The sequence below is a fragment of the Streptomyces sp. NPDC088400 genome (assembly GCF_044753355.1).
Classification (GTDB): domain Bacteria; phylum Actinomycetota; class Actinomycetes; order Streptomycetales; family Streptomycetaceae; genus Streptomyces.
In genome coordinates, this window is the sequence record NZ_JBIVMZ010000026.1 from 1 (window position 1) to 17,186 (window position 17,186).

The following is a 17,186-nucleotide window of genomic DNA, read 5'->3' on the forward strand; positions in this document are numbered from 1 at the left end:
GCTACGACAAACGCGCTTACATCTACCTCGGAACGGTCACCGTCGCATCCCTGGTCATTTGGCTCCGCACATGATCCAGGAAACAGAACCTAGACACGGAGCCCCAGATGCGGTGCCGACGTCCTGATCCGCTACAACGTCAGCCGGGATGTCCTGGTGGTGACCGTCGTCCGCGCCGTCTACATCTGAAGGTGCGTCGGTGCGGGGCCCGGCGAGATGTTCTTCTACCGACCTGCTGCGGGTTCACCGCGCAGCAGGTCGGGACGGGCATCGGCGCAGCGCCGGTGACGTGGGGGAGCGCGGTGTCCAGGCTCTCGACGTGCGTGCCGTGGCCGTCGCCCACCATCCGGCCATCGCCGTCACCGGGCAACACGAAGGCGGCCCCTCCGCCCCCGCGCAGGGGTAGAGGAGCCGCTTCGTCCGTCACGTCGACGGAACGGCGCCTGAGCCGTGCTGGGGGTCGAGGTCCTCGTCCAGGTCGGGGTGGACTGTCAGTGGTCGGTGGAACACTCTGAGCTGATTGTCGCTCAGAGGGGGGCCGATGGCGTTTCGGGCTGTGCACGTGAACTGGGGGACCGTTTTCGCACACCTGCCTGATCTTGGATGCGATCAGTCGTGGGAAGCGGTGTGGAAGGTGAAGCCGCCCGCTCCGATCGCCTGCGCCGAGTGCCGGCATCCGATGCACGCGAAGACCTCCTACAGCGGCTTACGGTTCTTCGCTCACGCCCCGCACGCCCCGGACTGCGAGATCGCCCGGCAGGGCGAGTCCGAGGCTCACCACCTGCTCAAGTTCGAACTCGCCAGCGCGGCCCGGGACGCGGGCGCCCACGCCGAGCTGGAAGTCCGTGCGCCGGACGGCTCTTGGCGGGCCGACGTGCTGGCCACCGACCCGGCCGGGACATGGAGGATGGCGCTGGAGGCCCAGCTCTCTCCGATCACGGCGCCCGACATCACCGCCCGCACCGAGCGGATGCGCGAGGACGGCGTCACGTCCTGCTGGTTCAGCGACCGGCCCCGCCCACCCTGGCTCGGCGCGGTCCCCTCCGTGCGGCTGGCCACAGCGGACGGCGGCGGCCTGGTCGTCGCCGAGGGCCTGGTGAAGTTCACCGGCAGCGGTTGGGGAGTGCCGCCCGGGGTGAGCCTCACCGACTTCCTGCGCTGGGTCTTCACGGGCAAGGTGCTCCCGCATGCCCCGCGTACCACGCTCTGGTACCCGCTGCGGCAACTGGCGCAGGTGTGGACGGCGCCGCCGTATGCCACCGCCGAGGACACCTACCTGGTGGAAGAGGCCAAGCGGCAGCGCGAGCTGGACGGACAGCGGGCCCGCTTCCAGGCGAAGGCGGCGAAGAAACGCGCCGAGTCCGACGAGAAGAACGCCGTCTCCCGCCGGGCCGCGCTGGAGCGGGCCACGAAGGCGGACGCGGACGCGTGCCGACTCCATGGCACCCCGGCCGGGCAAGGCGGCAGGCCCCGCTCATGACCCGCCGGGGCGTGCGGCAGGCGGTGGAGCACCTGGCCCGCGAACACGGCATCACCGCGACCGCGGGCCTGAGCATCACCGACCGACGGTGGGCCGGCGGTACCCCACTGATCGGCCCCGACGGCATCCCCGTCGCGGCCCTCTCCCCGGAGTCGGCCCTGGTCAACGGCGAGGCGTTCCGGCTGCTGGCAGGGATGCTGCTGCTGTTCGAGACCGCCAAGGACGCCCAGCGGTTCGACCGCAACACCCGGCGCCGCCGGAAGGTCCCCATCGACGGCTGGCGGATGGCGTACGTCGCCACCCCGGCCCCCAAGCCCGCCGAGAAGGCCGCTCCCAAAGCAGCCGTACCGCGCTGCCGGCGGGCGGGCGGCCCCTGTCGGTGTCCGGAGCCGGAGCTGTCCGTGACGATCTCCGGCCGTCCCTACCCGGCCGAACCCGCCGCCCTTATGACTCCGAGCGCCGCCCTCTACAGCGCCTCATGCCAGAACTGCGACGGCCCGTACGACAAGCCGTGGCGCCGATCGGGCTGAGTCGTTGAGCGTGCATGGAGCAGTCACCGTTGATGCAGAGCGAAGCCGCCAAGTCGCGTCGGGAACACCGAGACGGGATCGTTCACTGGTGCCGACCCTCCAGTTCTAGCTTCTGCCGAGGTTCCCAAAGGCGCGCGGCACCCACTGATCGAGCTGGGTACCGAAGGCCGCTGCTGATGTGATGTCGAAGGCCGGTATCGGTCCGCCGTCGTCGAGGCCGTCGAAGAAGTCCACGTCAGCCCAGCCGCCCCGGAACAGCACCACGGACAGTCCAGCGTCCCGCGGGCCGGAGATGAGCACGCCGACGGAGTCGGGATCACGCACGAGAGTCCTGTCAGTCTCAAGCCGCTGAGGCCACGGCGCGGTTTCGTCCCGCCACGTCACCTGCCCAACCTTGAGACCGGCCGCCAGCCATCGCGCAGCCCGCTCAGCGATCACCACGGCTGCCTGATCAAGATCGACGACGCGCTCCATGAGCGGATCATGCCCCACTCCGACGCACCGTTCCACTGACTGCACACACCCTTCGGTCGGAACTGTGCCCGGCCCCGTGCGCGGGAGGTGACCGTGGCCGCGTGTGAGAGGACCGCGATACGAGTCACATCGTCGCGGCGGATACCGGCGGCGTGCGCAACCTGTGCCGCCATGACCGCAGCGCCGCCACCTCGTCTTCCGCGCGGCGAACAAGACGTTGACGGCATCAGTCAATGGCCTGAGCCATACCGGGTGTCGAGGTCTTCGTCCAGGTCCGTGAGGTCGGGGTGGGCGCCGAACGTCTGCATGGTGTTGATGGCCTCCTGCGCGTTGGCGATGCTGCTGCCAGGGTGAGCGGCCTGGAGGGCTGTGGTGTGCAAGGGGCAGCCCATGGTGCCGCCGAAGTCGCTCGGGCGGTATCGCACAACGAGGCCGAAGCGGTCGCCGTCACAGGGCGTGCGAACGCGAAGGACAGCAGCGGCAGCGCAAGGTGTCATCGGCCCATGGTGGCGCAGCCGGGCGCTACAAGGGCGGATACGTATTGACGCGCTACGCGCTCCAGATCGAGCGCGAGCCAAACCTCTCCTCAGACATCACAGGGCCGTCACCGCTCAGCACTTCTCGCGGTCAACCGTGTGTTCAACCGGTCACCGTGCTCATCGCTCGATGGGTGGAACGAGCAGCACGCGCAGCACCCAGCCCGTTGTGGCGGTCGTTAATGCGGTTCGACGCATCCCGCCAGGGAGCGCGCGCTTGAGCGATAGGGATGGCATGGCGGGCAAGCTTGTCCTCTTGAAGGAAGAGTTCCTGATTGAGGGGGAGTGGGGTGGCGTCAGCCTCGACGCGTCGCTGCGACACCTGCGGGCCGGTATCGGGGCTGGAGGCAGCACCATCTCCGAGGCGGCCTTCGCGGCTCTGGGGGCCACCGGCGTGATCCTCACGCCGGTGATCGTCGAACAGCGCGATGCCATCCGGGTCGAGTTCGCGACGGACGAGGGCATCTGGACAGCCACCCTGGACCTCGCCGCCCAACACGTGACCTTCCTCAACAAGACGACCGGCGAAGTCGAGGAGCCGTTGCCCGTACGGCCTGAGGCCGACGAGAGGGCAGCGGGCTCCTTCTCACTGGAGCGCATGGGCATCCCCGCCATGGAGACCCCGCGCGGGAACGTCACGATCGACACGGTGTTGGTCCTGGTGTACCTGCAGCAGCACCACGCGGGCCGAAACACCTTCGGCTCGGTCAGTGCCGCGGACATGAACCTCACCCTGGAGGTCTGCTTCGGCATCCTCGACGAGGAGGCCGCGCGCCTCAAGGCGCAGGCACAGGCCGCGCGAAGCCGGGCGACCAGGGACGCGACCGCCGTGCGCAAGGCAGTTGAGCAACGCCAGAAGTACGGGCTGCCGACCTCGTTCGACCTCGACATGGAGCACGAGCGGCATGCCAAGGCCGCCGCTGAGTATGCTGCCGATCTCCTTCGCCTCGCGCAGGAGATCGAGCACCACCAGGGTGTACTGACAAGCCGGGACGCTGAATCGGCACACGGACTGCAAGCCGTGTCGAGGTCCGCCGCTGCGGCAGACCAGGCCCACCAGGCGCTCGCGTCCGTGTATGAACGACGCGGGCTGTCCCGGCAGCGCCTTGCGGCCGCAGAGGAAGCCATGCGACCTCGCACACACTGTCCCGAGTGCGAGCAGACCTTGCAGGGTCGGTCAGGCAAGAGTCCGCTGTGCCCGGTGTGCCGCCAGCCCGACCCAGGCCTGCCCGCACGCCAAACTCAGCGTGACCAAGAGCTGGCGCGGGCCAAGGCGGCCGCGACGGCAGCAGACGCACAGCTGAACGATGCCCAGCGCAGCGCCCAGAAGGCAGTCGACGCCCGGCGCAAGGCTGAGCAGGACGCCCAGCGTCTGGCCGGCCGGGCCGCCGCGTACCGGGCACAGGAGATCAACCCGCGCGAAGCCGCACGGAGCCGCGCCAGCGCGGGTGAGAGCGAGGCACGGGCGAACCTGAACGCGATCAAAGCGCGACGCCAGGAGCTCGCCCAGCTCACCGAGCTGGAGAAGAAGTCGGCGGCGTCGTCCCAGCAGGCCGAAGACTCGACAAACGCCTGGGCGGCTGCCGAGGGCGACGCCCAGGAGCACAAGAAGCAGACCGCGAAGCAGCTGTCGCAGATCTTCGCGGACATCGCGATTCCCATGGCACCAGACAAGATCCGCAGCGCGGTGATCGACCCGAAAACCCTCGCCCCCAAGATCAACAACCGGACCTTGAAGCAACTCGCCCGCTCGGCGGGACTGGTGAGTATTGCTCACATCGCCTATCACCTCATGGCGCTGGAAGCCGCCCGCAGCATGCCGCGCGTTCGGATTCCGCGCTTCCAATGGCTCGACGCACCTCTCGACGGCCTGGGCGGCGGCCCGGAGGGAGAACTCCTCGCCAACGCCGTCCTGGCAGTCTGCGCGGAGACTGCCAGCAGCGACGCCCAGATCGTCCTTACCACCCCGCAGGCACCCCCCGTCAGCCCGCAGGGCCTGCACGCCACCGAGCACGACAGCAGCCAACCGCTGATTCCGCACGCGCGTCCCGATAACGACGACGGCCTGTGACCGACCGCCACAGCGCTCCGCCCGTTGCACCCGCGCAGCTCCCGGCTCAGGCCCAGACGCCCCGCCCGCCCATCGTCGAGTGCCTCGGCATCGACGACATGGTCCTCACGTACAGCAGCGAGCACTGGATCCATCCCTTGGCACGAAGACGGCGTGCAGTACTGGGACGTCGGCATGCACTTCAAAGAGGATGTCGGCGCGGGCACCAGCTTCGGGTCGATCCGCATCTGCGTCGCAGGCGTCGGGCACTCGCGACCGGGGTGCCACCCAGGTCGGTGATCCTGCGCAGCACCGAGCCACCCCCGGCATCAGCGAGACAGTCCTCTGACCTGCGGTGTGCCCGTCACCAACGTTCGGCGTTCGGCGAGAATGCTCAGGCTTCGCTGTCAGAGGTCAGCTTGGCGGCGGGGTCCGGGGCACAGCTGTGTCGAGTGAAGGCCCACAGCATGAGCCCGAGGCAGCTGAACGCGGCACCCAGTGCGCATACAGCGCCCCAGCCGGCCACCGTGTAGAGGGCGGTCGCGGCGATGGCGCCGGTGGCGCTGCCGATCGAGTAGAAGACCATGTATCCGCCGATCAGTCGGCTGCCCGCGTCCGGGTGCAATGCGTAGATCAGGGTCTGGTTGGTGACGTGGACGGCCTGTACGGCGAGGTCGAGGAGGATCACCCCGACGGCCAGGGCCCAGAGCGAGCTGCGGGTGTAGGCCAGGGGCACCCACGAGGCGGCGAGCAGTGCCAGAGCGATGCCGGTGGTCCGCCGGGAGAGTCCGCGGTCGTTCAGGCGGCCCGCCACGGTCGCGGCCAGGGCGCCGACGACACCGATCAGCCCCAGCGCCCCGATCGCGCCGTGGGACAGGAAGTACGGGGCCTCGCTGAGCGGCAGCGCGACGCTGCTCCACAGGGTGCTGAAGGCAGCGAAGATCAGAAGACCGAACAGGGCCCGGAGCCGCAGCAGTCGTTCCCGTGCGAACAGGGTGATCGTGGAGCGCAGGAGCTGTCCGTAACGCAGGGCTGCCGGTGGAGCGTCACTGCGGCGCGGCAGCACTCGGTACAGGACCAGGGCGAGCAGAGCGGTGAGCGACGCCGAGGCGAGGTAGACGGAGCGCCAGCCCGCGAGATCAGCTATCAGGCCGGATGCGGTGCGGGCGAGCAGGATTCCGATGACCACGCCGCTGGTGACCAGACCGACGACCCGTCCGCGCCCGTCGGGAGAGGCCAGTGATGCCGCGAAAGCCACCAGCGTTTGCGTGACGACCGCGAGAAGCCCCGTCGCGGCCATGCCCGCGAGCAGGATCGCTGCTGTGTGGGCGAAGGCCACCACGGCCAGCGCCACCACCAGGAGCAGTAGTTGGGCCATGATGAGCCGTCTGCGGTCGGCCACGTCGCCCAGCGGCACGAGGAAGAACAGTCCCAGACCGTATCCGACATGCGTGAGGGTGACCACGCTGCCGACAAGTGCCGGGCTCATGGAGAGGTCGTGGCCCATGGTCACCAGGAGCGGCTGGGAGAAGTAGACGTTGGCCACCGCAGCTCCGCAGGCGACGGCGAACAGTGTGACGACACCACGGGACAGGACGAACGCGGAACCTTCCCCGCTTCGGGCCTCGCCCCGTCGTGTCACGGCTTCACCGTTGCCTGGCATCAGCACTCCTCCACACGCTTGGTTTCATCTTGCTACCAATAGCGACGATGACGGTAGCCTTGCTTGGTAGCATGTTGCAACCGATGTGAGAGTGAGGGCCGCCATGGTGACCAGAACGCGCTTCGACGACAGCGAATGTCCCGTCGCCCGGTCGGTGGACGCGATCGGCGACTGGTGGTCCCTGCTGATCGTGCGGGACGCCTTCGACGGAAGCCGACGCTTCGGGGAGTTCCAGCGCAGCCTCGGCGTGGCGAAGAACATCCTCACCGCGCGCCTGCGCACCCTGGTCGTCGGCGGCGTCCTCGAATCCGTCCCCGCCTCGGACGGCAGCGCCTACCGCGAGTACGTACTGACTCCAAAGGGCAAAGCGCTCTTCCCCGTCATCGTGGCACTGCGGCAGTGGGGCGAACAGAACTTCTTCGCCCCCGGCGAACCACACTCACAGCTGGTCGACAGTCGGCAGGGACATCGCCTCCGCGCACTGGAAGTGCTCTCTGCGGACGGGCGACAACTGAACCCCGACGACACCACCGTCCAGAAGATCTCCACCCCCTGACCTGAGCCGGGGGCCCGGTGGTTCGGCAACGGCCGGGCTGCCTGGCACCGAACCACAGCCGCGGCCCAGCCACCACAGGGCCGGGCCACCGCTTTGGTGTTCTCGCGGCGGGTGAGAAAGCGGACCGGTCACGGCGGACGGTGGACCGGTCCTCAGACGGACGCCCAGCAAGGTCCCCACTATCCTGGTCACCGTAGCGAGGGCGAAAGAGGCCAGCTCCATGATGTCTCTCTGGGCCGAGGCGGGTTGCGGTGTGGCACGGAGAACCCCCAGCGTGTGGCCAGGGGTTGGGGTTACCAATTGGATGCGCGGCCCCCGATCAGGCTCATCAGCCAGTCGGGGGTTTTGTCCTGGTCGATATGGCTCCACAACTTGATGTGGGCGGAGTTTGAGGTCAGGCGCGTGGGCGGGGCGTGCGGGTGATGGCGCCGGGTGGAAAGTGTTCGGATCCGAGGACTTGGGCCGCTCCTCTGATGTGGATGGTGAGGTCAGGCATGCCCCGGAGGGGGGTGAGGTCTACACGCCAGATCTCGCCGTAAAAGCTGATGCTCAGCACCTGCAGGCCGGGAAGGCATGCGCGCACAAGTGCGAGGTCCACAGCCGTTCCTAGCCCCAGCCAGAGTTCGCGGATCTGAGCGGCGGGCGGCAGCTGTTCGAGCATGGAGAACGCAGCATCACTGTGCAGACCCAGTCCCTGCAGATTCCGCAATTCGGCTACCTCGGAGAAACCTTCAACGGGGCCGTACAGGTCCAGTCTGGTGAGGTTCGGCCAGTGAGTGATGCCATGCAGGGTGATGTGCGGACAGGTGGATGATCCGAGGCTCAGGCTGGTCAGGTCCCCGCTGACGGGAAGTTCGCCGACGTTCTGGTGTGGAAGCTCCATGTCGATTTCCAGAGACCTGAGTTCAGATAGAGCCTTGAGGCCATCAAGGCGTGTCGCACCACAGTCAATGAGGGCAAGGGCGCGAAGAGACGAGTCGGCCAACTTCGTCAAGTCCGTGATGTTCGGGCATCTGACGAGGCGCAGTTGTTCCAGATGCCGGTAGGGGAGCAGGAAGCCCAGGTCTCTCAGCATGGAGTTTTCATAGATGCTCAGGTAACGGAAGCCTTCTCGCGCGAGAGCCGACGCCATCGTCGCAACTGGGAAGTCTCCGAAGAAGGTGACTCGGTCAGGCATCGGCAGTGTATGAAACTCGGCCATCTGTTCAGGGGAGCGGACGATCACAGCGGGAAGGTCCGGGATGTGGGCGAGGACTTCGCGGGCGTAGCCGTGGGTGTCGAAACGATCCCAAGCCTGAGACAGGGTCAATGCCGTCTTGACGTTGGTGCGGAATTTCTTTATCACGGTGAGGGCGGCATCGCCGCCAATGAGCAAAACCGTTTGGGTGACGGCTTCCGCTTCGTCGTCTTCGAGGCCATCCGGCCCGGGGAGAAGGCCAAGGATAACCGGGCCTACCTCTGCAAGGGCCGAGGCTTCCGTGTAGCTGCGCGGCGGCAGGAGCGCGGCGGCGCGTTTCTCGACGTCTCGGCGTGCTTCAGGAGCAAGTTCGGTTGCGTGTTCCAGGCAGGCGGTGGCGAGTAGATGCAGGCGGATACGGTGTTTGGGGGTGCGGTCGCCGCGGGCGGTGAGACCGCGTAGCAGACGGGTGCGTTCGTGGGGACGTGCGTGGGCGACAGCCATGCGCAGGACGTCTTCCCATTGGTCGTCGTGGGCGTGGCGTACCAGGAGAGGGATGTCGCGGGCTTCGATCGCGGCTTTGGCACCGAGGTAGTCCTGGAAGGTGCGGTGGACGAAGTCGACAGTGTCAGCGGTGGGGGTGCGCAGCAATCCGGAGCGGGCCACCAGGTGGGCGAGTACGCCGGCGGCGTCGCTCTGGTCGGCGACGCGGGGCATGGCGGGCAGAGCCTCATCGATGAGGGCATGTGCGGTGTCGTGGTCCATTTCGCTCTGGCCGTTGCGGATGAGCCAGTAGGCCAGGCGTTGCAGGATCTGGATGTTCTCGTGCTCGGTGAGGACGAGGCCTTCGGGAGCATCGATGTCGCGTTCGCGGTCGCGGCGAACCAGCAGCATCGACAATGCAGCTTCGTAGAGTTCCATACGACCTTGGGGGAGGTGGCCGCGTCGGTCACGATGCAGCGCGCATACAAGGGCGCACAGCAGCGGAGTAGTGGTCAGTTGGGCCAAGTCGCGCTGGGAGCGCACCGTGTCCTTCAACGCCTCTTGTAACGAGGACAGGTGGGCACGCTCCTGCCCGCTGCTGGCGTCGGCAGCGGCCGCGGTGTGCCAGCGGGTGACGAAGACTCCCACGTCCCGGGCGCTCATCGGCCGTACCGTCAGCTCGCTGAAATCGCTCTCCGCCAGCCACCCCTCAGGGATGGCGGAGGGCCGGGTGGTCACCAGGTAGGCGGCCTGCGGATAGGCGGCCAGCAGCTCGCGCAGCCACTGCCGGGTCTGCCCCCGCTGCGCCTGGGGAACTTCGTCCAGACCGTCGATGAGCAGCAGCCCACGTCCGTCTTCCAGCACCCGGTCGGCCCAGCCAGGTGGCTGCGCGTCGTGCAGCGGACAACCAACTGAGGCCAGGTACTCCTGTGGTCCGGGCAGTGCGCCACGCCGAACCAGGGTACGCAGCGGCAGTATGAAGGGCAGACAACCATCAAGGTGTGCCAGTTCGGTTGGCAGGTCGTGGCGGGCGGTGGAGAGAGCAAGCCACTGCAGCAAAGTGGTCTTTCCCCCACCGGCCAGCCCCCGTACCAGGGTTCGCCGTCGGCTGGCCAAGGCCTGCTCAGCCCGTTCCACCCTCCCCTTCACCCACTCGGCTGACACGTCAAAAAGATTGTCCGCCCCTCGTGGCGGGGCGGGAGTAACGAGCTCCAGGCTGAGATAGGCCGCATCCAGCGGCCAACACGCACGGTCTGGCCGGGACAAGTCCAGCCCCACCACGGACAACTGACCGTGACGCTGCTCCACATAGCGTCGGTACCGCTCCTCGAACCGCTCGTCCACGCCAGCATCCGCGCTGACCACCTTTCGGGCCAGAGGCGTGGCGGACGGCACCGATGAGCGGCGCAAGTTCAGCAGATCGTCGGCATCCGCACCCAGGGCGCGAGCCAACGCAACCACCGTGGCCTCGCTGGGCACCGTGAGACCGTTCAACGCCCGGCTCGCAGTGGTGTGCCCCAGCCCCGCCCGCAGTTCCAGTCCGGCCATGGTCAACCGGCGCTCCGCCCGCAACCGCCTCAACTGCGCCTTCAGCTCGGCCAGCCCATCCCGCATGTCCCCGCTCACCCGGCCCCTTACCCCCGTCAGCTCCCGGCCCCTCGTACCGACCCGTTCATCTTCGTCCACCTGAACGCCGCCGCACGCCTATCCAGACATCTTCCTTCCAACCACACACCCTTCATGGAACGGAAGAGCCTCATGCCCCTGTCGCTCACCGCGCTGACCCTGTTCGCTCTCGTACTCCTGGCCGCCGTCCTTCTCGCGCTCCTGGCCGCCGTCGGCGCCGGCCTGCTGGCCCACCTTGACGGAGCCTCCCTACCGGCCGCTCTGCTGCGCGCCGGCGTGGCCTTTGGCGGCACTCTCACCTTGCTTACCGCACTCCTTGCCCTCGGGATCGGCGCACTGATGTGATGAACCCCCGTCGCCAACGCCGCGAACCCGTCGCCAACGGCCACCCACTGCTATCGGTAGTGACCGCCAGGTCCTCAGTGTTGGCTGACGCAAACTCGCCCTGAACAGGCACCCGACGGCTGTCGCGGCGCTGGAGGCCGCTGTCGGCCGTGTACCGAGGTCGTAGTGCGGCTCGTCTGGTGGGCGAAGGCGCGGCACAGTTGTTCAGGTCAAGTGGCGGCCCAGCTGGACCGGGAGACCGCTTCGGTCGGCTACCAGCGCACCTCGGCCGCGTACCAGGTCGACTGGTCGGCGAAACGAGCGGAGGAACAGCGAACGAGCCGCAGCACCGTGAGCATGGTGCCCGCCTACCGGCTGTAAAAAAATCTCCTGCCCGGTGTCCGAAGCCGAACAAGGCTGAAGATGCCTGCGCCGCCGCTCGGCATCGGTGTTCCATCCGGCGGGCAGGAACATCCGCCACAGCTTGGCAAATGCCGACGGCGGTCCTGCCCTCGGTGTTCCCAAGCGCTGTCCTGAACCGTCGGACGATCACTCCTTGGGCTCTTCAGGGGCGGGGCGAAACAGACTGCGCAGAAGGCGGCCGGGATCCTTGATGACCTCCTCCAGGAGGCTGGTGAAGATCCTGCCCCATGCCTCGACAGTCGTACGACGAACAGGTCCGTGGAGTACTCGAGGGTGACGGTGATGTCCCGCTCCCCGGGCACTAGCACCACGTACAGCTCGTTGCGCGCCACCCCCGGCGTGGGCAGGCCGCGCACCTCGGCCGTCACCGACCCCAGGTCGAGGGTGGGCGGCGGTGTGGTGACCACGGTGAACAGCACGGTGGGGAACAGCGCGTTCCCGGTCCCGGGCGAGAGGAGCTCGACCACGTCGGTGAGCGGCAGTTCCTGGTAGGTCGAGTGCGGTGAAGAGTGTCGCGCTCAGTTGGGTCACGAGGTCGGCGAATGTCTCGGCCTCGCCCAGCCGGGCGCGTAGCAGGACGGCGTCCCCCAGCAGCCCGATCACGTCCGACCGCTCGCGCCGCATCCGGTTCGCGCTGGACGCGGCCAGGACTACGTCGGCGGGCTCAGCGCACAGCCCGGCCGCCCAGGTGGCGAACGCCGCAGCCAGCACCGTGTACGGCGTCGCGCCCAAGCAGGTGGCGGTGTCAGGGAGCCGGCGGGGTGTGTCGCCGTCGATGACCCAGGTGTGCAGAGCGCCCCGGCCGGACAGCGTCGTCGGCCGCGGCCGGTCGTAGGGCAGGTCCAACCGCAGTGGTACGCCGTCGAGTTCGGTCCGCCAGAACCGCTCCAGCTCCGCCCTGCGTTCACCGTCCAGCTCGTGTTCCACCCGTGCGCAGTCCATGAACTGCACGGTCGGCAGGGGAATTCGGTCGGCGGTGCCACGACGGCGGGTGTTGTAGAGCTCCTGCAGTTCGCGCCAGACGACGCCCATGGACCAGCCGTCGACGATCGCGTGGTGGAACACGGTCACCAGTACCCATCGGTCTGGGCTGAGCCGTGCCAGTCCGAAGCGGAACAGTGGTGCGCGGTCCATCGCAAACGCCTGGGACGCGTGGCCCTGGCACCACCGCTCGGCCAAGCCGGCGTCCTCGTCGTGCGCGGACAGATCGGTGACGGTCACGTCTACGGTCACGTCGGGTGCCCGATGTGGACGAGACGACGGAGTTCTACGAGAAGCTCGGTTTCTCCCGTGTGGTCAGGGTGCCGAAGGAGGGCGGTGTCGCCGATTTCGCGATCCTGGTCGCTGGCAACATCGAACTGATGCTGCAGAGCCGCGAGAACATGAGCACGGATCTCCCGCCGTTCAGCGAGCAGCCGTATGGCGGAGGCTGCATCCTGTACATCGAGGTCGACGACGTGAAGGCGCTGCACGACTCCATCGCGAGCCAGGTCAACGTCGTCGTCGAGCTCCGCGAGACGTTCTACGGCAGCACCGAGTTTTACGTCACGGACCCCAATGGTTACGCCATCGGATTCGCCCAGTCCAACACGGAGGAATGAAGGCGGAATGATGGTCCGATACGAGCGGGACGCGGTGCGGCGGTGACCACTCCCGCAGGAGCGACCTCCCAGACCGTCACGGTCGACCTTGGCGACCGGTCGTACGGCGTGCATGTCGGTCCAGGAGTTCGGCATTCCTTGCCGGACCTCGTGGTCGCTCTTGGCGCCCGGCGGGCGGTCGTGATCTCGGGCCGTCCGCCGGGGTGGGTCCCGGACCCCGGCGTGCCGTCGCTGTTCCTCCCGGCGGTGGAGGGAGAGCGCACCAAGACACTGGCCACCGTCGAGGAATACTGCCGTCGGTTCGCCGAGTTCGGGCTGACCCGCTCCGACGTGGTGGTCTCATGCGGCGGCGGAACCACCACCGACACCGTCGGCCTGGCCGCAGCGCTGTTTCACAGGGGCGTGCGCGTGATTCACCTGCCCACCTCGCTGCTGGCCCAGGTCGACGCGAGCGTCGGCGGCAAGACGGGCGGTGAACCTTCCCGAGGGCAAGAACCTCGTGGGCGCCTTCTGGCAGCCGACAGCGGTCATCTGCGACACCGACTTCCTCGCCACGCTGCCGCCCGTGGAGATGGTCAACGGATATGGAGAGATCGCCCGTTGCCATTTCATTGGCGCGGGTGACCTGCGGCGACTCACCCTGTCCGAACAGATCACGGCGAGTGTCCGTCGCAAGGCGGAGATCGTCGCAGCCGACGAGCGGGATTCCGGCCTGCGACATCTGCTCAACTACGGCCACACTCTCGGTCACGCTCTGGAACGCGCCACGGACTTCGCTCTGCGGCATGGCGAAGCAGTGGCCGTCGGAACGGTCTACGCAGGCCGCCTTGCTGGCGAACTTGGACGCATCCCTCAGTCGCGAGTGGCAGAACACTACGAAGTCGTAAGCCACTACGGCCTGTCCACGAAGCTTCCCCCCAGCATGAACCCGGCCAGGCTGATCGCCCTCATACGTCTGGATAAAAAGGCGACATCCGGCCTCACCTTCGTTCTCGACGGTCCATTCGGGGCGGAACTCGTCGCAGACATTCCGAACGATGCGGCGGCCAACGTACTGATGGCTATGGCGAGGGAGTCCTGACAGGGACAAGCGAGCCGGGGGCCTGGTCATTCAGAGGGGGCCTGATGGTACCTGCCCTGCAACGGTCATGAGTTAACCCACAAGCAGGACGGCTGACCTGCGGCGATGGCGCTCCGCGAGCCTCGCCTACGGCCGTAACTCATGGCCATTGTCCCGCCCTGAGCGCCGAAGCCGCCGCTGTGGATCCCGATGCCTGCGGGTGGTGGCTGCGACGGGAACCGATGGCCTGCTGACACACACCACGCACTGAACCCGCCGGACCTCAGCCGCAGTCGCGGTCTGTCCAAACCGTCAGATCGGGCCACAAGCCTGTACCGATTGCCGCTTCGAGGCGAGCAAGGGTCCCCATGTCGGGCAGGACCATTCCCCGCAGCAGCCGGCTGATCGTGGCGTGCGAGACCCCCGCCCTGTCGCCCAGGGCGCGCAGCCCGATCTCGGCGGTCGCCATCGCCTGGGCCAGGTTTCTCGCGAACGCCTGGCCGTAATACGCGCTGACAGGGGCATCTTCCACGAGCCGGGCGCAGAGGCAGCGGATCGAGAACGCCGTACCCGGGCATGATGATCTCCGGGGGCGGCCGAGCCAGCGCGGATACAGCCCCTTGTGGCGACGTGACGATGTGGGCAGAGGGGGACTTCATCTCGTGGGGACGGATGCTGACGGCACATTCGTGCCCCGGTGCTCGTGTAATTGTCCTGCGATCAAGGTCAGTTACACGGGCACTGGGGGCAGATGGTGGCCAATGGTCTCCGACTTGTCGGGGGACAGCATGATCGAGGCCCAGCGCTGGTGCTGTCAGGCCCCGGATGCCTGGTTCTGTTCCGGTTTCCAGGTGGTGGTGACTGTCAGATGTGCCTGTCCGCTGCCACTGACGATGCCGAGTTTGAGGTCGTGCCCGAGCTGAACGCCGAAGGTGACGGACACTTCGTCGGGCGGGGTCGCCCCTGTGGTGATCGCGTCGTGCACGTCCTGGACCAGCGAGCCGAGGGGTTGCAGCGTCGTACGCAGTGCGTCGGCGGCGGCGACGGCGGCGGCCCGCCTGCGCCTGGCGACAGGAACGAGCGGACCGATACCGTCCGGTGCCTGCTCCGCGTCTACGGCCACTACGCCAATGCCCTCAAAGGGCAGCTTCGCGTCGCCCAGCGTATAGGCGCCTCTCTCGGATTCGCAGACGTGGCTGATCCCTGGAGCTGGCCGACGGTCTGCCTCTGCTCGCCGACGCGGAGTCCCACCGTGCGACGGAGTGGGAGTCGGTCCTGCTCGTCGGGGACGCGTCGACGATCGCGGCGGCGCGGCGCTGGCACGAAATGGTCTGGACTATCGAGCTGCTCGTACGGGAAGGGGGTGTGGACGCCGAGATGTGGACCAAAGCTCATCAGCTGGCGAGTGCGGCACGTGATGCCTTCTACGAGAGTGCGCGGCGTGACCTCGGAATCGAAGGAACTCCGCCGCCATCGGGGCAGTGGCCACGGCAGTGGCGGGCGGAGTTCTCCGGGTGAGTTTCCTGATCGTGGAGCGTACGGGTTCTCAGGCAGCCAGGATGTTCCGTAGCTCCCGTACGGCGCGCTCTCGGTGGTGCTCGGTGGGGATCGCCTCGTAGAGGTCCAGGGCGCGGCGCCGGACCAGGCCGGTGCGGTAGCCGTCCGGCAGCACCGTCAGGGCGGCGATCGTACGGCGGCAGGCTTGTTCGCTGTCGCCATCGTGGTGGGCGCAGGCGGCGCGGTCGATGTTGAGGAGGGTTCGGGTCATGGTGCTGGTCGGCGCGGACAGTTCCAGTGCTCGCTGCTGGCTTTCGTGGGCTCGGGCTGTGTCTGCGAGCGTGGTGTAGGCGTGGCTGAGGTGCACGTGATGCTTCTGCTCGCTGTACGTCAGCCACGTATCCGACCGTTCGGATTCGGGGAGCCGCTCCATGAGAACGTCGGCGGCCGCGAGCGCGGCGCGGGCCTGCTCGGGCTGGTGGTTGAGGGCGTAGGCGCGGGCGGCGACGGCGGCCGCCAGCACCGCGGCGGCGGTGGGCCGGTGTCCGGCGGCGTGTCGGGCTCGTTCGGCGAGGCCGGCCGCCGCTTTCGGCGCGCCGTAGTTGAGCGGCACCATGGCTTCCCGGGCCAGCACCCAGGCGTGCAGCTGGTCGTCGCCGGATTCGGCGGTGGCCCGGGCGGCAGTGGCGAACCAGGAGCGTGACTCGCGGCGGCTGCCCAGGTCGTGTAAGACGATCGCGGTCATCCCGGCCATCTGCCCGGCCGTGCGGCACAGCCGCGCCCGGACCGGGGCGGGCTGCGGTACGGCGAGCAGCGGGCGCAGACCGGCGAAGTCCGAGACCAGGTCGGCCAGGACGCGGGTGGGCTGCTGGCCGTGGTAGCCGTACCCGTAGCTCTCGGCTGCCGATTCCAGGTCGGGCAGGTCCTGGGGCACGCCGGGGGAGAGGGTCTGGTCGACGTCGGTCCGGGCGGCGGTGAGGGCGGCGAGCGCCGGAGCGGTGAGGCCGGCGGCCAGGGCGCTGCGCAGCAGGTTGCGGCGCTTCATCGGATCATCTTCTCCATGGTGGGACTCCGTGCTGAGGACGGTGGTGTCTTCCCAGGGTTGCGCAGCGAGCCCCAGGAGGGCACCGGGAATGCGTAGTCCGCCGGCGATTCTCTCGACCGTTGCCAGCGCGGCGACAGATGCGGTGCCGCGGGCGATCTGGCTGACACGCTCGGATTTGAGCGCGCACGCTTCGGCGATCCGGTTGAAGGAGATCCCCGCGTCGTGGGCCATCGCGAAGACCACGGTGAAGTCACGCTCGCGCAGGGCCCGGACGAAGGCGGGGTCGGCCAGCAGATGGTGCGGCACGTGGGCAGGTGACGGCGGTAAGTCGTCCACAAGTCCCCCTGAGTCTCGTGGAATGACGGAGCGTCAGCCTCACGACCATACCCACCGTGGGGGCCCCACGACGGGGTTATCGCCGGCGGGTGCGGTGGCTGTACTGGCGGGGTGTTCATGGCCGTGCCGTCCATGGCCCGGCTACCAACCCCGCAGGAGGATTCCATGCACAGTCCCGTCCAGCCCCCGCCCGCCACGTCCGGGCCGTCGACCGGCGGCCTGGTCCGCTCCCGCCGGGCGATCGTCGCCGCCCGGGGCCGCAACGCCATCCCCTCGGACGGCGGCGGCACCGGCAAGAGCGACGGCAACGACTGACTACCGGGAG

The 17,186-nt window shown here is 68.1% G+C and carries 17 protein-coding genes and 1 pseudogene; 10 read left to right on the forward strand and 8 right to left on the reverse strand.

Features of this window, described 5'->3' with window-relative positions:
• Positions 1-634: 634 nt before the first annotated feature.
• Together ACIQD6_RS35590 and ACIQD6_RS35595 are read left to right on the forward strand one after the other, a co-directional pair.
• The gene (locus tag ACIQD6_RS35590) at positions 635-1,480 is read left to right on the forward strand and encodes a competence protein CoiA family protein (protein WP_401891051.1); all 846 of its coding nucleotides are present in this window, start codon (positions 635-637) and stop codon (positions 1,478-1,480) included.
• A complete protein-coding gene (locus ACIQD6_RS35595; RefSeq protein WP_401891054.1) occupies positions 1,477-2,010 on the forward strand; it encodes a hypothetical protein in 534 nt (177 codons plus the stop codon). The genes ACIQD6_RS35590 and ACIQD6_RS35595 overlap by 4 nt, the downstream gene beginning before the upstream one ends.
• Positions 2,011-2,115: 105 nt before the next feature.
• Here the strand turns inward: ACIQD6_RS35595 and ACIQD6_RS35600 are convergent, their stop codons facing one another.
• Both ACIQD6_RS35600 and ACIQD6_RS35605 read right to left on the reverse strand, forming a co-directional pair.
• Positions 2,116-2,484: a hypothetical protein gene (locus tag ACIQD6_RS35600; RefSeq protein WP_401891057.1), complete on the reverse strand. Its 369-nt coding sequence runs from the start codon at positions 2,482-2,484 to the stop codon at positions 2,116-2,118.
• 230 nt (positions 2,485-2,714) lie between these two features.
• Positions 2,715-2,909, reverse strand: a complete 195-nt coding sequence (locus ACIQD6_RS35605) for a hypothetical protein (RefSeq protein WP_401891059.1) — start codon at positions 2,907-2,909, stop codon at positions 2,715-2,717.
• 346 nt (positions 2,910-3,255) lie between these two features.
• On the opposite strand from ACIQD6_RS35605, the gene ACIQD6_RS35610 reads away from it, so the two are divergent.
• The gene (locus ACIQD6_RS35610) at positions 3,256-5,091 is read left to right on the forward strand and encodes a hypothetical protein (protein WP_401891062.1); all 1,836 of its coding nucleotides are present in this window, start codon (positions 3,256-3,258) and stop codon (positions 5,089-5,091) included.
• A gap of 373 nt (positions 5,092-5,464) precedes the next feature.
• Here ACIQD6_RS35610 and ACIQD6_RS35615 read toward each other — a convergent pair whose 3' ends face one another.
• The gene (locus tag ACIQD6_RS35615; RefSeq protein WP_401891064.1) at positions 5,465-6,733 is read right to left on the reverse strand and encodes an MFS transporter; all 1,269 of its coding nucleotides are present in this window, start codon (positions 6,731-6,733) and stop codon (positions 5,465-5,467) included.
• Positions 6,734-6,836: 103 nt separating this feature from the next.
• On the opposite strand from ACIQD6_RS35615, the gene ACIQD6_RS35620 reads away from it, so the two are divergent.
• Positions 6,837-7,289, forward strand: coding sequence for a winged helix-turn-helix transcriptional regulator (locus tag ACIQD6_RS35620; RefSeq protein WP_401891067.1), 453 nt, complete (start codon positions 6,837-6,839; stop codon positions 7,287-7,289).
• A 394-nt stretch (positions 7,290-7,683) separates the two neighbouring features.
• On the opposite strand, the gene ACIQD6_RS35625 is transcribed toward ACIQD6_RS35620, so the two are convergent.
• Positions 7,684-10,575: an NACHT domain-containing protein gene (locus ACIQD6_RS35625; RefSeq protein WP_401891070.1), complete on the reverse strand. Its 2,892-nt coding sequence runs from the start codon at positions 10,573-10,575 to the stop codon at positions 7,684-7,686.
• A gap of 114 nt (positions 10,576-10,689) precedes the next feature.
• Between ACIQD6_RS35625 and ACIQD6_RS35630 the strand changes: the two genes are divergently transcribed.
• Both ACIQD6_RS35630 and ACIQD6_RS35635 read left to right on the forward strand, forming a co-directional pair.
• The gene (locus ACIQD6_RS35630; protein WP_401891071.1) at positions 10,690-10,920 is read left to right on the forward strand and encodes a hypothetical protein; all 231 of its coding nucleotides are present in this window, start codon (positions 10,690-10,692) and stop codon (positions 10,918-10,920) included.
• Positions 10,921-11,085: 165 nt separating this feature from the next.
• Positions 11,086-11,280 (forward strand): hypothetical protein, encoded by a 195-nt coding sequence (locus ACIQD6_RS35635; protein WP_401891073.1) that lies wholly within the window; start codon positions 11,086-11,088, stop codon positions 11,278-11,280.
• A gap of 168 nt (positions 11,281-11,448) precedes the next feature.
• On the opposite strand, the gene ACIQD6_RS35640 is transcribed toward ACIQD6_RS35635, so the two are convergent.
• Positions 11,449-12,555 carry a condensation domain-containing protein gene (locus ACIQD6_RS35640; RefSeq protein ID WP_401891076.1) on the reverse strand — a complete coding sequence of 369 codons (1,107 nt, stop codon included), beginning with the start codon at positions 12,553-12,555 and terminating at the stop codon, positions 11,449-11,451.
• 5 nt (positions 12,556-12,560) lie between these two features.
• On the opposite strand from ACIQD6_RS35640, the gene ACIQD6_RS35645 reads away from it, so the two are divergent.
• Both ACIQD6_RS35645 and ACIQD6_RS35650 read left to right on the forward strand, forming a co-directional pair.
• Positions 12,561-12,923 (forward strand): VOC family protein, encoded by a 363-nt coding sequence (locus ACIQD6_RS35645; protein WP_401891079.1) that lies wholly within the window; start codon positions 12,561-12,563, stop codon positions 12,921-12,923.
• 42 nt (positions 12,924-12,965) lie between these two features.
• Positions 12,966-14,004, forward strand: a pseudogene (locus tag ACIQD6_RS35650) (3-dehydroquinate synthase family protein).
• 262 nt (positions 14,005-14,266) lie between these two features.
• On the opposite strand, the gene ACIQD6_RS35655 reads toward ACIQD6_RS35650, so the two are convergent.
• A complete protein-coding gene (locus tag ACIQD6_RS35655) occupies positions 14,267-14,515 on the reverse strand; it encodes a helix-turn-helix domain-containing protein (protein WP_401891082.1) in 249 nt (82 codons plus the stop codon).
• A gap of 282 nt (positions 14,516-14,797) precedes the next feature.
• A complete protein-coding gene (locus ACIQD6_RS35660) occupies positions 14,798-15,106 on the reverse strand; it encodes a CU044_2847 family protein (RefSeq protein WP_401891084.1) in 309 nt (102 codons plus the stop codon).
• Between the two features lie 203 nt (positions 15,107-15,309).
• Here ACIQD6_RS35660 and ACIQD6_RS35665 point away from each other — a divergent pair, with 203 nt between their 5' ends.
• Positions 15,310-15,501 carry a hypothetical protein gene (locus ACIQD6_RS35665; RefSeq protein WP_401891087.1) on the forward strand — a complete coding sequence of 64 codons (192 nt, stop codon included), beginning with the start codon at positions 15,310-15,312 and terminating at the stop codon, positions 15,499-15,501.
• 28 nt (positions 15,502-15,529) lie between these two features.
• On the opposite strand, the gene ACIQD6_RS35670 is transcribed toward ACIQD6_RS35665, so the two are convergent.
• Positions 15,530-16,831 carry a hypothetical protein gene (locus ACIQD6_RS35670; protein WP_401891090.1) on the reverse strand — a complete coding sequence of 434 codons (1,302 nt, stop codon included), beginning with the start codon at positions 16,829-16,831 and terminating at the stop codon, positions 15,530-15,532.
• A gap of 195 nt (positions 16,832-17,026) precedes the next feature.
• On the opposite strand from ACIQD6_RS35670, the gene ACIQD6_RS35675 reads away from it, so the two are divergent.
• Positions 17,027-17,176 carry a hypothetical protein gene (locus tag ACIQD6_RS35675; RefSeq protein WP_401891093.1) on the forward strand — a complete coding sequence of 50 codons (150 nt, stop codon included), beginning with the start codon at positions 17,027-17,029 and terminating at the stop codon, positions 17,174-17,176.
• Positions 17,177-17,186 lie beyond the last annotated feature (10 nt).

What these genes read in the sequence shown, in the direction of transcription:
- ACIQD6_RS35620 (WP_401891067.1), top strand. Translation starts at nt 6,837, where the DNA reads ATGGTGACCAGAACGCGCTTCGACGACAGCGAATGTCCCGTCGCCCGG.
- ACIQD6_RS35595 (WP_401891054.1), top strand. Translation starts at nt 1,477, where the DNA reads ATGACCCGCCGGGGCGTGCGGCAGGCGGTGGAGCACCTGGCCCGCGAA.
- ACIQD6_RS35600 (WP_401891057.1), bottom strand. Translation starts at nt 2,484, where the DNA reads ATGGAGCGCGTCGTCGATCTTGATCAGGCAGCCGTGGTGATCGCTGAG.
- ACIQD6_RS35665 (WP_401891087.1), top strand. Translation starts at nt 15,310, where the DNA reads ATGGTCTGGACTATCGAGCTGCTCGTACGGGAAGGGGGTGTGGACGCC.
- ACIQD6_RS35615 (WP_401891064.1), bottom strand. Translation starts at nt 6,733, where the DNA reads ATGCCAGGCAACGGTGAAGCCGTGACACGACGGGGCGAGGCCCGAAGC.
- ACIQD6_RS35630 (WP_401891071.1), top strand. Translation starts at nt 10,690, where the DNA reads ATGGAACGGAAGAGCCTCATGCCCCTGTCGCTCACCGCGCTGACCCTG.
- ACIQD6_RS35675 (WP_401891093.1), top strand. Translation starts at nt 17,027, where the DNA reads ATGCACAGTCCCGTCCAGCCCCCGCCCGCCACGTCCGGGCCGTCGACC.
- ACIQD6_RS35610 (WP_401891062.1), top strand. Translation starts at nt 3,256, where the DNA reads ATGGCGGGCAAGCTTGTCCTCTTGAAGGAAGAGTTCCTGATTGAGGGG.